Origin of the sequence: Croceitalea rosinachiae (assembly GCF_031846445.1) — a bacterium.
GTDB classification, from domain to species: Bacteria; Bacteroidota; Bacteroidia; order Flavobacteriales; family Flavobacteriaceae; genus Croceitalea; species Croceitalea rosinachiae.
Genome location: NZ_JAVRHR010000002.1, coordinates 382,046 through 395,128 on the forward strand (window position 1 = coordinate 382,046; position 13,083 = coordinate 395,128).

Consider the following 13,083-nt stretch of genomic DNA (forward strand, 5'->3'; position numbering starts at 1 on the left):
AAAATGCAGACTGCTATAATTCGTAAGATAGAGGCTAAAGATAATGCACAAGTTGCTGAAATTGTGCGGTATGTTTTTGAAGAATTGGACGTGCCAAAAACAGGAACAGCTTATGAAGATAAAGAACTGAGTCGCATGTACGAAGCATATAATGCTCTGCCTAAGGCTGAATATTACGTGATTGAAAATCATGAAAAAATAATAGGTTGTGCTGGTATTGCACCTTTGTCAAATTATAACGGTAATACCTGCGAACTGCAAAAAATGTATTTTCTACCTGAAGCCAGAGGTAAAGGGCTTGGAAAAAAACTCATAAAGGTTTGCTTGGATCAAGCCAAGGCCTATGGTTTTGATAGTTGTTATTTAGAAACAATGCCCTATATGAAGGCTGCACAGTCACTGTACAAGGGAAATGGATTTGAATATGTAGATGCTCCCATGGGGTGCACAGGGCATACTTCTTGCCCCGTTTATATGTTAAAAAAGCTGTAGTCAATGCAGTTATCAGAAATCAAGAACATTTTTCATAAAGAACTTTTGGAATTATACCCGAAGGAAGAAATCGATAGCTTTTTCTATCAATCCATAGAACACTTTTTAAAATTGGAGCGCTTTGTTTTGGTGATGCAACCAAATTTAGCACTTACCAAAGACGAAGAACGACCATTATTTGAAACCCTAGCTAGGCTAAATCAAGAAGAACCATTACAGTATATTTTTGGAAGGGCATACTTTATGGATTTGACCTTAAAAGTAAATGGCAATACCTTAATACCAAGACCAGAAACAGAAGAGCTGGTACAATGGATAATTTCTGAAACCAAGAATCACAAACCACAAATTAGAATTCTTGATATTGGCACAGGTAGTGGTTGTATTGCTATCTCTCTAGCCAAAGCATTTCCAAAAGCCAAAGTTTACGCTTTGGATATTTCTAAAGAAGCCTTGCAGATAGCTAAAGAAAATGCTGTATCAAATGGAGTATTCATAGAATTTATTCAAGCCGATATTTTAAATTTCAATTTAGACTTGACTTTTGATATAGTAGTGTCTAACCCACCTTATGTGAGGGAGTTAGAAAAGAAAAAAATTCAAAACAATGTAAAAAAGCATGAACCGGAAATAGCACTTTTTGTCCCTGATAATGACCCATTGTTGTTTTATAAAGCGATTGGTGAATTTGCCAATTCTAATTTGGGAGAGAAAGGAAATTTATATCTAGAAATCAATCAATATCTTGGCTCTGAAACCAAATCACTTTTAGAGAATCAAAATTTCATTAAAATAGAAGTAAAAAAAGATATTTTTGAAAATAATCGGATGTTGAAGTGTCAAAAAATGGATTGAATGAACAGTATTGTAGTTTTTTGTGGGAGTAGTGAAGGAAAGATAGAAGAATATGCGGAAGATGCTTTTCAATTAGGACAAACCCTTGCTCAATATGAAATTAAGCTGGTATATGGTGGAGCCAAGATTGGTATAATGGGTGCTTTAGCGGAAGGTACTCTAAAAGCAAATGGTGAAGTTATAGGTGTTATTCCTGAATTTTTAATGAAAAAAGAAGTTTACCACCCAAATTTGACAGAACTTTTTATCACAAAGGATATGCATGAACGAAAAATGAAGATGCACGAACTTTCAGATGGCATTATCATGTTGCCAGGCGGATATGGAACTTTAGAGGAGTTTTTTGAAATGCTAACATGGGCACAGTTAGGTTTACACCAGTTTCCTATTGGAATTTTAAATACTAATGGATTTTATGATGCCTTACTTCAAATGATGCATCATATGGTTGATCAAGGTTTTGTAAAGAAAATAAATTATGATATGTTATTGGTAGATATGGATGCTGATTCTTTGTTGTCCAAAATGAAGAACTACTCACCAATACCTGTACCAAAGTGGATTACTAAAGACCAAACTTAAATGAGTATTGAACAAAAAATAGCTGCTTTACGAGATGAATTAAGACAACATAACCATAAGTACTATGTGCTTGATAGCCCAAGTATTTCGGACTATGAGTTTGATTTAAAACTTAAAGAACTGCAGGCTCTAGAGGTCGAACATCCAGAATTTTATGATGAGACTTCGCCAAGTCTTAGAGTGGGAGGTGCCATAACCAAGAATTTTGAAACTGTAACACATGAATCACGAATGTATTCTTTGGATAATTCGTATTCAAAAGAAGATTTAGAAGATTGGGAAAAGCGTATTCAGCGTATTCTAGGTGATGTCATGGTTGAATTTACTTGTGAATTAAAGTATGATGGTGCTTCTATAAGCCTTACTTATGAAGAAGGGAAATTGGTACGCGCAGTAACCCGTGGTGATGGATTTCAAGGTGATAACGTAACGACCAATATTAAGACCATTAAATCAGTACCCTTACAATTAAAGGGAGAGTATCCCGATAAATTTGATATTCGTGGAGAGCTGATATTAACACTTGAAGGTTTTGCAAAAATGAACCAAGAGCGTTTGGCAAATGGCGAAGAAGCCTATATGAACCCAAGAAATACTGCCTCAGGCAGTTTAAAGTTACAAGACAGTGTCGAAGTTGCTAAACGCCCTTTAGAATGTCTTTTATATAGTGTGGTAGGTAAAAATTTAAATTTTAACTCGCAGTTTGATATGCTTGAAAGAGCCCGCTCATGGGGTTTTAAAGTGCCAACTGTGGCAAAGCTTTGCAAAACTACGGATGAGGTCATGCAGTTTGTAGAAGGATGGGATTTAAAACGACATGATTTACCTTATGAAACTGATGGAGTTGTTGTAAAAGTAAATAGTTTACGACATCAAGAAGAATTGGGGTACACTGCAAAAGCCCCTAGATGGGCGATGGCCTATAAATTTAAAGCAGAACAAGTCTCCACTGTTTTAGATGAAATTACATATCAGGTAGGTAGAACAGGGGCAATTACGCCAGTAGCCAATCTAGAACCTGTATTACTTGCAGGTACCACAGTAAAAAGAGCTTCGCTACATAATGCCGACCAAATAGAAAAGTTGGATATTAGAGAAGGAGATATGGTGTTTGTCGAAAAAGGAGGTGAGATTATTCCGAAAATCATTGCTGTAGATTTTACAAAGCGACCAGTTAATTCGGTTCCTACTGTTTATAGAACGCACTGTCCAGAATGTGGAACTGAGCTAATTCGTAAAGAAGGCGAAGCACAACATTTTTGTCCGAATGATATGGGTTGTCCGCCACAAATAACGGGTCGCATCCAACATTTTATAGCTCGTAAGGCCATGGATATTGAAGGCCTTGGTGCAGAAACAGTAGAGTTACTGTTTAAAGAAGGATTGATACGAAACTACGCTGATTTGTATACTTTGACCAAAGAGCAAGTGATGCCTTTAGAACGCATGGCCGAAAAGTCTGCCGATAATTTGGTCAATGGGGTAGAGGCTTCAAAAGCGATTCCGTTTGAACGTGTTTTATTCGGATTAGGAATTCGGTATGTTGGTGAGACTGTAGCCAAAAAGCTTGCGAAAGCATATAAAAATATAGATGCTTTAATGATTGCATCACAAGAAGAATTGGTTGCTGTTGATGAAATTGGAGACCGAATAGCAGAAAGCTTAGTTCAGTTTTTTGATGATGATGTTAATCATGAAATCATTTCTCGATTAAAAACTTACGGATTACAATTTTCATTATCTGACGAACAATTACAAAACCAATCAGATACTTTAAAAGGGAAGACATTTGTAGTCTCAGGGGTGTTTGAAAGTCTTGGGAGAACCGAACTTAAAAAATTGATAGAGGATAACGGTGGTAAAGTAAGTTCTTCTATTTCTTCAAAAACTTCTTTTTTAGTTGCTGGTGATAAAATGGGGCCAAGCAAGCGCACTAAAGCTGAAAACTTAGGGGTGCCAATAATCTCAGAACAAGACTTTTTAGGTATGGTTTAACGGGCTTTTTATTTGGTAGGGGAAGAAGACTTTAATTTCTTGCCTCTAACCATTTTTCAACTCTCTGTTTTGCATTAAGCCTGATATCCATATAATAGAAATTAATATCAGCGATGTGGTAGTTTTTTCGTCTAAACAAAAAGCTCCATGGAAAACGGGGCTTACTGGCCCAAAGTATCCCGTTGTGAATCTGTGCATCGACTCGACGCGGTTGTACTTTGTCAAAATTACGAAAGACGGATCCCTTATTTTTTGTCTTGGAAACATAGGTAGTATCAATTTTCCAACTTAACGGATTAGTGACCAAAATAGAATCACCAAGTGGTCTATCATCAGGAACATGACCTCGTTTGAAGGTACGCCAAGAGATAGTGCAATTAAGACCTTCGGGGTCTTCGCAGGGCCATAAACGTTCAAAATAATTTTTTGGCACTGGTAAACCTATCAGATATGCGGCCACTAATTGTTGTTGCAATGGAGTGCCATCAAAAAATTCTTTGATTAAAGGGCCTCCATGAGCTGTGCCCTGACTATGGCTAGCTATGATAATAGGTCTTCCATTATTATAATATTTTAGATAATGCTCAAAAGCATTTTTCACATCGGAATATGCCAATGCAAAGGCTTTTTTTGCAGAGTCTTTATCGTCGGTACTATAACTCACTAGATGTGCTTGACGGTAGCGGGGGGCAAAAACACGACCTGCGGCATTAAAAGCACTGGCCTGAAATTTGATGGTCGAATTGTCAACACGTTTATTTAAAATAGAATCAGAAATGCTAGGATTCCATCTCAAGTTTTTGCCTTTGCCGTTGTAAATAGTGGGATGTATAAAAAAAACATCCGCAGCGAGATTCGGTGCTGGTTTTGCATCTGAACCCGGAATTAAATCTGCATTGTCTCGTTTGTCAGGATGCGCAGCCCAATGTGCAAGATTTCCAAAGTCAATGGTTTCCGGAGAATTATTTTGAAAGGCGGTAACTGGACCATATGATTTGCAGGAGAAAAAGCAAATCGCTAAAAATATAAAGACAAGGGGTGGGTATTTATTCATAATGTCTAATTTAGAAAAAGAAATGATAACGAACACTACAAGGCGGTTTTGGTTTTTGCTTTTGTCGAGTTTTGCCTTTTTAGTACGTTATCGTTATTTTAAAAAATGGTTTTGGTTACCACTTGTACTATTGATTTTAGGTTTTGTTATTCCTCAAAATATGATAATCCCTGTTCAAGGCGCAGCCACTAATGATTGGACTAAAGATTCTTTTTGGGCATATCCGTGGGGCAGTTCTATTACACATAAAGGCATTGACATTTTCGCTGAAAAAGGAACTCCCGTTATTGCTTCTACCAATGGAATCGTAATTTATACTTCTGAAGGGGGAAAAGGAGGGAAATCAGTTATGGTTTTAGGTCCTAAATGGCGGTTTCACTACTATGCTCACCTAAATGAAATACAAACTTTTCCACTAAAGCCTTTTAAAAGAGGGACCATCCTTGGAACTGTGGGAGATACGGGGAATGCTAAAGGGAAACCGGCGCACTTACATTATGCAATTACAACCCCTTTTCCTTATTTTAACTTGAAGGATAATGAAGCAGTTCAAGGTTGGAAGAAAATGTTTTATTTAAACCCTGATAGATGGTTAAGACCATAATATAGTGTTATGATACCAGAAATTTTTGAGACATTTAAAACCACTCTAAGCAATATTGCTCCAGAAAAAGATTGGCCTCCAGCCCTTCAATCTTTATGGTATGCTGCAAATGGTCAATGGGTATCATCTCACAACATTGCCCAAGATTTGAATACCAAAATAGGAAGTTGGATTCACACCCATTTGCACCATGTTGAAGGTGATAAGTTCAACGCAGGGTACTGGTACAATCAAGCTGAAAAATCTTTTTGCAAAACCTCTTTTGATGATGAAATCAAAGAAATAGTTGATGCTTTTTTAGATTCTTCTTAATCTATTTTATTGAAGATTTTAATCCTTCTATACCTCCAACAATAGGCAGTTCTAATTTAGTTTCATTTAAATCTATGGTCAGTTCTGTACCGGGTTCTGGATGTAAAGTAAATTCTTGATCACTGCTAAAAATGAGCAAGCCTATTTGTTGACCTTTAGAAATGATTTGGTCATCAGGCATCAATTCAAAAGAAATATTATAAAACTTACCAGATTCTAAGGGTTCACTTTTTGTTAGTGATTTATAATTTTGTGGATCGGCCCAACCACGGGTGATAATATTGTCTGTGATTTTTGCTTTTGAATCGCTGTTCCAAGGAAGTGAAACCAGCCAAACTGAAAGATTAGCGGCAGGTTTACTGCTAGAAAGCTTTATGGTCACTCTTGGGGCTCCTGAAATATGGAGGTCTTTTGTAAACTTAGGCGTAAGGTAAAGCAGTCGGTTATCAGAAACCTTAGCTTTGGCTAATTCAGCCCCCGAAACCTGATAGTCATCAATCAGTAATTCAGTGCCTTGTTTTCTTATTTTTTCGATTGTCAATCCACCAGATTTGTTTCCTCCTTTTGTTAGATTTAATGTAACCAAAGAGGTATCAGGATTTGGATAATCTGGGTATGAAGTTGGATTTTCTTGCGTGTCGTGCTCTCTTACAATCCATGCTTTTGGGTCTTTTTCAACACCATTTTCGACACCATGTAAATAACGTGTAAACCAACGGTTCATTAAACGGATAGGTGGTGGACCGCCATGTCCATTTTGATGGTAATAGGTTTGAACGGAGAGTCCTTTTTCTTTCGCTGCTTTGTAGATACGGTAGCTGTGCTCTGGCATCACATTCCAGTCATTAAAACCATGAGACATTAATAAAGCAGCCTTCATGGGTTTCATATCATTCAAATAATCACGTCCTGCCCAGAAATCATTATAATCTCCGGTTATTCTATCCATACCGTTTTTCATTTCGGTATCGCGAACATTTTTATTGTTGTAGGGTCGCTTAGCCTCATCTCCACTATGGATAAAGTCATAAAGCACATCAATATCCTCACCTAGATAACCCCCAGGTGAGCGAACCAATCCATTTGATCTGTAATAATGGTAATATGATGTGTTGGGTGCAATAGGAATAATAGCTTCTAAACCTTCGACTCCGGTAGTGGCTGCGGCTAAAGGAATCGTTCCATTATAAGAAGTGCCAGTCATACCAACTTTACCAGTTGACCAGTATGCTTCAATAGTTTTATTGCCATAGGGTTCTGAATATCCCTTTGCACGCCCACACAACCAATCAATTACCGCTTTTGGGGCCAGTGATTCATTATCGCCCCCTACGGTGGGCGAACCTTGCGAAAGCCCAGTGCCTGGCGAAGAAGAATGTACTACGATATACCCGCGTGGCACCCATTTTTTAATATGTGAATTAGAAATGATAGGACGCTGACCTAAACGCTTTACCTCAGGATGTACCCTATCTTTTGCCATTTCTCCTAACTCATGTTTGACATCCCAAAAAAGACCATCTACATTTGGAGCTACTCCTGCAAAATAAGGACTTGAAACATATATGATAGGTAGTTTTAATCCCTCAGATTCTGTTTGTTGAGGGCGTGTAACCGAAACATGCATTCTGTCTAGTTTACCATCCCCATCGGTATCAAATTCTGCCTCTACAAATAAATCATGGCGTAACCATTTCGAGGGGTCTGAAAAAGCTTCAACGATTTGTGCTTCGCCATTTTCAAATATGGGAGTTGCTTTTTCAAAAGATTGAGCGTTTCCAAAAAAAACAATTGATAATATGGTAAGTGATAGAAATAGCTTTTTCATGTCTCTATTTTAGTTTAGAAGACTAAATGTAATAATGAAAAACTAAATGCTCTAATCGTTTTTAAGTTTGTTATATAGCAGATTAAAATTTTCAGATAATCAATTCAAATATCCGATCGGTTCAGGTATTTGTTGAATTGTTTATCATTGATAAAAGAGAAATATAAATTCTAAAGAAGAAGGCACCTCAATTGAGGTATTTTCATTTTGATAAATAATACTCAGCTTATTGCTTAAAATATTCTTTTTTATAATGTTGCCCTAATTCTTGTGTAAGCAATAAAATTTCCGGTTTGTCTTTACGCAAGCCAATGGTCCAATTTTCAAATATTTCCCATTCATCAGTTACGAAAATAGGGTCTCCATAATGGGCTGTTAGTTTTTTTCTTAGCCGATCCTCTTCTCCTTTTCCAGTCAATATCCAAACGGTATTTAGTTTGCCATCTCCGAATCTTGCTTCAATTTTTCTTGGAAATCCGGCGTATTCGACTCCGAAACAATTTAATTGTAGTTGCGCGTTTGGGTCAGAACCATCTAGTTTTTCTTCTTTAATTATGGTACTATTAGCCTCTATAAGAGGTCGGAGCTGCTCTAAATCAGCACCCATTTTGAGGAAATTTGGAATTTCAATAGTAGTCTTGTAAATGGCACTTATAGAACCGTCACCATCGACATAAGGGTTCTGCCAAGCAAATAAGTTGGTATGGGCGGCTTCTTTGGTTATATATCTTACCAAATCATTTTTTGGATTACTAAAGAGGTTGTCTTTTCTATAGACATCAAAATCAAGATATGTGATAGCAGTATCTTTTCTTTTACTAACTAGGGTATTGGTAGCATTACCTTGAACCTGAACATAGTGCAATTGGTCATCAGCAAAAGTAAAAACCACGTTTGCCAATAGGCCATTTATGGTTTTCAAGTTGGTACATAGTAAATGTTCTTCTCGGTCTGAGGATAATGGAAAAATGGGTTCTTCTATAGCTATTAAAGAATGGGATAGTACTTTGTCACTAAGCTTTTCTTTTACAGTAGAAAGTGATTCATATAAATGAATATCGTTAAAAAGTAGCTCGCTTTGAGAAAAAATACTAGTAGAAAAGGCAATACTACAGACAAGCAATATTACCTTTTTTCGAATTGATTTCATTTGATTGATGTTAATATGGTAAAGATGATATTTTTATGAAATTGTTACATCAACTAGAAATAAAAATATAAATCTCTGTAATTTGTTATACAGAAATACTAATTCCATTCGCAGTAACTGACTTCGTTTCATCAAAATAGAAATCAATACGGCCTAAATTTAGTCCATAACAACCAACTTGATTGACTAAAACGGGCATTCCTATAGTGTTTGAAATAACATCCGGTTTGTCTAAAAAAGTATGGGTATGCCCACCAATAATTAGGTTCGTATATGCGGTTCTAGCGGCTAAACGAACATCATCAGGTCGATTAGGGTTACCCTCATAATCATACCCTAAATGAGATAGACAAACAATAATGTCGCATTTTTCTTTTTCTTTCAAAATTCGTTCTGCGTCCAATGCTACATTATATGGGTCCTCATATTTAGTTTCTTTATATAGTTTTTTTGTCACCAATCCGTCCAATGAAATGCCTAATCCATAAACGCCTATTTTAATGTTATCAATCAAATAGGTCTGATAAGGTTTAACAAACCCATCCATAACCGTATTGGAAAAGTCATAGTTTGCAGAAATCAGCTCAAACTTAGCATGGGGCATCTGAGCTAAAAGCCCATCAATGCCATTATCAAAATCATGGTTGCCTATCGTTGCAGCATCATAGTTGAGCATGCTCATCAACTTGAATTCCAGTTCGCCTCCATAAAAGTTGAAATAGGGAGTACCCTGAAAAATGTCTCCAGCGTCAAACAAAAGGGTATTTGGGTTTTCAGTTCTAATTTCTTGCACCAGGGTGGCTCGACGTGCTAATCCGCCCAAATTGGCATAACGAGAATGATCACTAGGGAAAGGATCAATATGACTATGCACATCATTGGTATGTAGAATAGTGATGTGTTTTTTGCCTACTTTTTTACAAGAGTTTAGAGTTGTTAACCCTCCTAGTCCTAAAAAAGTGCCAGTAGCGGTAGTCTTTTTAAGAAATGAACGTCTTTGCATATTAGTTCAATTGAATGAAACGGTTATCAACGGTTGAAGTGATGGTATCCATCTTCTTGAAATAGTCTATGATGGCATTACGGACTAAATAATCCGTATTGGTAACAGAAGTACGACTTTTAAAAAAGCCCATTTCATCTCCGCCTTGAATCAAGTAATCATTACTCGCCACATAGTAAGTTTTGTTTTCATCAAAAGGCTGACCATTAATCATGATTTTGGTATAATTACCAGCTTCGTCCAAAACCAGTTCCATATTCGAAATTGGGTGTGCTCTGCCAGATTTAGCTAAAAATGTAAGTAAATCGCGAACTGCATTTCCATCCATTTCTACCACAACAATATAGTTTTCAAATGGCATTACCTGATATGCAGTTCTGGCATTTACGCTGCCTTTTGAAACAATAGCTCTGATACCCCCATGGTTCAAGACCACAAAATCGATAGACTTCCCTTTTCTTGATTCAAAAATGGGGTTGGCTTGTTCAAGAACTAAATCAGCCAAAAAGTTACCTGCAGAAGTATTTAATTGCCCATCATCTTTTACTAAATCGCTAGAAACATAAGCTAGGGTACTATCTAAGATTGTGTTAATCCTTTCTCGATAAGGGGTTATAAAAGTTTTAATAGAATCTGAACCTTCAATTTGTAGGTCAACGGAAATCTTCTTTGCCTCTATCTTATTGGGGATTTGAAGGCTATCCGCACAGCTTACAAAGAAATAGATTGTTATAAATATAACAAAGTGTTTTATTTTTAAAAACATAAACCGTTTTATCTTCGTATTTGGAAAGCAAGTATATTAATTACATTTGTAAAAATGCATATTTACAGATGATATTAAGAGCAATTCAAGATAAATTTAAAGTAAAGTCAAGTCTTAAATACTTAGAAGATGAGCTGTTAAAATCTAAAATACCGACAAATCGAGGAAATGGTATAAAAGCTATTGCATGTATTGTTGATATGGATAATTTTCCTAATGCGGAGCAATTTAATGAACTTCGAAAGGATTTTTCCTTAGCACCAAATGCAATTCAAATTATTGGCTACAAGAGGGGACATGATAAAAACAATCCCTTTTCTATACAATTTTTCACAGATAAAGATTTGGGTTGGAATGGATCTATAGAAAACAGTCATGTATCTGAATTTGTAAGTAGAGAGTATGATGTACTTATCAATTATTACAATGAAGATAGATTGATGCTCAAATTACTATCGGCTAAAGTCCATTCTCGATTGCGAGTAGGTTTTGTAGGCGTAGATGATAAAATAAATGATTTGATGTTCAGTACCGATTTGAAAGACTTTAGCATGTTTAGAAGTGAATTGAAGAAGTATTTAAGAGTATTAAAAGAATTAGAATAATGGAACAGATTTTGGGAACAGGAGTAGCCTTAGTAACACCTTTCGATAAAGGTGGAGATATTGATGTTAAAGCTTTGGAACGAATCGTTGAATACCAAATTGCTAATGGAATCGACTATTTAGTTGCTTTAGGTACTACGGCAGAATCTGTTACTTTAACAAAGCAAGAAAAGCAATTGGTGATGAAGACCATTTCTTTAGCTAATGCCGGTCGTTTACCGTTGGTGGTTGGCATAGGAGGTAACAACACCTTCGCTTTAGTCGAAGAATTACAAAAAACGGACTTTATGGATTATGAAGCTATTTTGTCGGTTTCTCCGGCTTATAGCAAACCCACTCAAGAAGGTATTTACCAACATTTTAAAGCCCTTTCTGAAGCTTCGTCATTGCCAATAATTCTCTATAACGTGCCCTCTAGAACAGGAATGAATATGCTGCCAAAAACAACTTTGCGTTTGGCTAATGATTTTGTAAATATAGTTGCCATCAAAGAAGCCTCTGCTGATATGTTACAACTTGATGAAATCGTACAAAACAAACCCAAAGATTTTCATTTGATTTCTGGAGATGACTTTACGGCATTAGCTACTGTCTTGGCCGGTGGTTCAGGAGTTATTTCGGTATTAGGTCAGGGTTTGCCACGTCAATTTTCTGATATGATTTCATTAGGTTTACAAGGTGATTCCGAACCAGCTTATGAAATACACCAATCTTTGTTGAACGGAATGCACCTAATCTTTGAAGAGGGAAATCCAGCAGGTATTAAATCAGTTTTCGAACATTTAGGAATATGTAATGGAGAAGTTAGACTACCACTGGTGAAAGCTACTGCACACTTAAAACGTAAAATAGGAACTTTTTTGAACTCACAAAGACCTGTGAGCGCCTAAATGCGTTAAATTTTGCCCAAAAGGATTGTTTATGGTGCTTAGCTGAGGTAATTTTATTTCTGGTAATAATTTTGAAATCCATTGATAATCACTAATTTTGCAGGATGTTTTTGAAAATGAGGTCTGTTTTAACCATAACTATATTCTCCCTTTTCTTATTGGTTTCATGTAATGAGTACCAAAAAGCACTTAAAAATGAAGATGTTAAGACGAAGTATGATTTAGCTGAGAAATATTATAAAGAAGGTGATTATAAACGTGCCAAGCGCTTATTTGAGCAAATAGCGCCAAAATACGTTGGTAAACCACAAGGGGAAAGAGTAATGTTCTTTTTTGCAGATTCGTATTTTAAATCAGGAGATTATTACTTATCCGGTTATCAGTTTGAGCGCTTTATCAAATCCTATCCTCAAAGTGATAAATTACAAGAGGCGGTTTATTTAGGCGCCAAAAGTTATTATGAGTTGTCCCCAAAATATTCGCTCGACCAAACGGATACCGATAAAGCTTTGAGTAAGTTGCAGACATTTATAAATACGTACCCAGAATCAGAATTTTTTGAAGATGCCAATACGATGGCTCAAGAGTTGACAATAAAAAAACAAAAGAAAGAAATTGAAATTGCAAAACAGTTTGATAAATTGGGTGAGTTTAATTTCCCTATTTTAGTTTCTGCAATAGCAGCTCTAGATAATTTTATTTCTGACAACCCAGGTTCTGTATATAGAGAAGACGCTTTTTATTACCGTCTTAAGGCGGCAATCAACTTAGCTGAAAACAGTATCCAACAGCGTCAACCTGAGCGTTATGAAGAGGCGAAGACCTATTATGAGGCGTTAATGAAGTCTTATCCTGAAACTAAGTTTGCCAAGAAGGCAGAAAATTTCAACGATAAAATAGTAAAAGAACTTAATAAGGTTGAAGAAACCTTATCAAAATAATTATAG

Annotated in this window: 14 protein-coding genes; 9 read left to right on the forward strand and 5 right to left on the reverse strand. The window is 36.3% G+C overall.

Going from position 1 to position 13,083, the window contains the following annotated elements:
* Positions 1 to 3: 3 nt before the first annotated feature.
* The 4 genes from RM706_RS09470 to ligA are packed head-to-tail and all read left to right on the forward strand — an operon-like array spanning position 4 to position 3,924.
* Positions 4 to 492, forward strand: a complete 489-nt coding sequence (locus tag RM706_RS09470) for a GNAT family N-acetyltransferase (protein ID WP_311350818.1) — start codon at positions 4 to 6, stop codon at positions 490 to 492.
* Between the two features lie 3 nt (positions 493 to 495).
* Positions 496 to 1,347 carry a peptide chain release factor N(5)-glutamine methyltransferase gene (gene prmC / locus RM706_RS09475; RefSeq protein ID WP_311350819.1) on the forward strand — a complete coding sequence of 284 codons (852 nt, stop codon included), beginning with the start codon at positions 496 to 498 and terminating at the stop codon, positions 1,345 to 1,347.
* Positions 1,348 to 1,929 carry an LOG family protein gene (locus RM706_RS09480; RefSeq protein ID WP_311350820.1) on the forward strand — a complete coding sequence of 194 codons (582 nt, stop codon included), beginning with the start codon at positions 1,348 to 1,350 and terminating at the stop codon, positions 1,927 to 1,929.
* The gene (ligA, locus tag RM706_RS09485; protein WP_311350821.1) at positions 1,930 to 3,924 is read left to right on the forward strand and encodes an NAD-dependent DNA ligase LigA; all 1,995 of its coding nucleotides are present in this window, start codon (positions 1,930 to 1,932) and stop codon (positions 3,922 to 3,924) included. It begins immediately after the preceding gene.
* Between the two features lie 31 nt (positions 3,925 to 3,955).
* On the opposite strand, the gene RM706_RS09490 is transcribed toward ligA, so the two are convergent.
* Entirely contained in the window at positions 3,956 to 4,978 is a 1,023-nt protein-coding gene (locus RM706_RS09490) for a DUF3089 domain-containing protein (protein WP_311350822.1), read from the reverse strand.
* A gap of 1 nt (position 4,979) precedes the next feature.
* Between RM706_RS09490 and RM706_RS09495 the strand changes: the two genes are divergently transcribed.
* Positions 4,980 to 5,582 carry a M23 family metallopeptidase gene (locus tag RM706_RS09495; RefSeq protein WP_311350823.1) on the forward strand — a complete coding sequence of 201 codons (603 nt, stop codon included), beginning with the start codon at positions 4,980 to 4,982 and terminating at the stop codon, positions 5,580 to 5,582.
* 9 nt (positions 5,583 to 5,591) lie between these two features.
* Complete coding sequence (locus RM706_RS09500) at positions 5,592 to 5,894, forward strand: hypothetical protein (protein WP_311350824.1); 303 nt, start codon at positions 5,592 to 5,594, stop codon at positions 5,892 to 5,894.
* A gap of 1 nt (position 5,895) precedes the next feature.
* Here the strand turns inward: RM706_RS09500 and RM706_RS09505 are convergent, their stop codons facing one another.
* The 4 genes from RM706_RS09505 to RM706_RS09520 form a co-directional block, all read right to left on the reverse strand.
* Entirely contained in the window at positions 5,896 to 7,722 is a 1,827-nt protein-coding gene (locus tag RM706_RS09505) for a Xaa-Pro dipeptidyl-peptidase (RefSeq protein WP_311350825.1), read from the reverse strand.
* Positions 7,723 to 7,948: 226 nt separating this feature from the next.
* Positions 7,949 to 8,872 carry a hypothetical protein gene (locus RM706_RS09510; RefSeq protein ID WP_311350826.1) on the reverse strand — a complete coding sequence of 308 codons (924 nt, stop codon included), beginning with the start codon at positions 8,870 to 8,872 and terminating at the stop codon, positions 7,949 to 7,951.
* A gap of 85 nt (positions 8,873 to 8,957) precedes the next feature.
* Positions 8,958 to 9,875, reverse strand: coding sequence for a metallophosphatase (locus RM706_RS09515; protein ID WP_311350827.1), 918 nt, complete (start codon positions 9,873 to 9,875; stop codon positions 8,958 to 8,960).
* A gap of 1 nt (position 9,876) precedes the next feature.
* Positions 9,877 to 10,641: a 5'-nucleotidase C-terminal domain-containing protein gene (locus tag RM706_RS09520; RefSeq protein WP_311350828.1), complete on the reverse strand. Its 765-nt coding sequence runs from the start codon at positions 10,639 to 10,641 to the stop codon at positions 9,877 to 9,879.
* A 68-nt stretch (positions 10,642 to 10,709) separates the two neighbouring features.
* Between RM706_RS09520 and RM706_RS09525 the strand changes: the two genes are divergently transcribed.
* The 3 genes from RM706_RS09525 (at position 10,710) to RM706_RS09535 (ending at position 13,077) form a co-directional block, all read left to right on the forward strand.
* On the forward strand, positions 10,710 to 11,246 hold the full coding sequence (locus RM706_RS09525; RefSeq protein ID WP_311350829.1) for a DUF6913 domain-containing protein: 537 nt from the start codon (positions 10,710 to 10,712) through the stop codon (positions 11,244 to 11,246).
* A complete protein-coding gene (gene dapA / locus RM706_RS09530; RefSeq protein WP_311350830.1) occupies positions 11,246 to 12,136 on the forward strand; it encodes a 4-hydroxy-tetrahydrodipicolinate synthase in 891 nt (296 codons plus the stop codon). The genes RM706_RS09525 and dapA overlap by 1 nt, the downstream gene beginning before the upstream one ends.
* Before the next feature lie 104 nt (positions 12,137 to 12,240).
* Positions 12,241 to 13,077, forward strand: a complete 837-nt coding sequence (locus RM706_RS09535) for an outer membrane protein assembly factor BamD (RefSeq protein WP_311350831.1) — start codon at positions 12,241 to 12,243, stop codon at positions 13,075 to 13,077.
* Positions 13,078 to 13,083: the final 6 nt, after the last annotated feature.

Coding starts and splice junctions, on each gene's coding strand:
- dapA (WP_311350830.1), top strand. CDS start 11,246: ATGGAACAGATTTTGGGAACAGGAGTAGCCTTAGTAACACCTTTCGAT.
- RM706_RS09490 (WP_311350822.1), bottom strand. CDS start 4,978: ATGAATAAATACCCACCCCTTGTCTTTATATTTTTAGCGATTTGCTTT.
- RM706_RS09520 (WP_311350828.1), bottom strand. CDS start 10,641: ATGTTTTTAAAAATAAAACACTTTGTTATATTTATAACAATCTATTTC.
- RM706_RS09480 (WP_311350820.1), top strand. CDS start 1,348: ATGAACAGTATTGTAGTTTTTTGTGGGAGTAGTGAAGGAAAGATAGAA.
- RM706_RS09535 (WP_311350831.1), top strand. CDS start 12,241: ATGTTTTTGAAAATGAGGTCTGTTTTAACCATAACTATATTCTCCCTT.
- ligA (WP_311350821.1), top strand. CDS start 1,930: ATGAGTATTGAACAAAAAATAGCTGCTTTACGAGATGAATTAAGACAA.
- RM706_RS09470 (WP_311350818.1), top strand. CDS start 4: ATGCAGACTGCTATAATTCGTAAGATAGAGGCTAAAGATAATGCACAA.
- RM706_RS09495 (WP_311350823.1), top strand. CDS start 4,980: ATGTCTAATTTAGAAAAAGAAATGATAACGAACACTACAAGGCGGTTT.
- prmC (WP_311350819.1), top strand. CDS start 496: ATGCAGTTATCAGAAATCAAGAACATTTTTCATAAAGAACTTTTGGAA.
- RM706_RS09515 (WP_311350827.1), bottom strand. CDS start 9,875: ATGCAAAGACGTTCATTTCTTAAAAAGACTACCGCTACTGGCACTTTT.
- RM706_RS09525 (WP_311350829.1), top strand. CDS start 10,710: ATGATATTAAGAGCAATTCAAGATAAATTTAAAGTAAAGTCAAGTCTT.
- RM706_RS09505 (WP_311350825.1), bottom strand. CDS start 7,722: ATGAAAAAGCTATTTCTATCACTTACCATATTATCAATTGTTTTTTTT.
- RM706_RS09500 (WP_311350824.1), top strand. CDS start 5,592: ATGATACCAGAAATTTTTGAGACATTTAAAACCACTCTAAGCAATATT.
- RM706_RS09510 (WP_311350826.1), bottom strand. CDS start 8,872: ATGAAATCAATTCGAAAAAAGGTAATATTGCTTGTCTGTAGTATTGCC.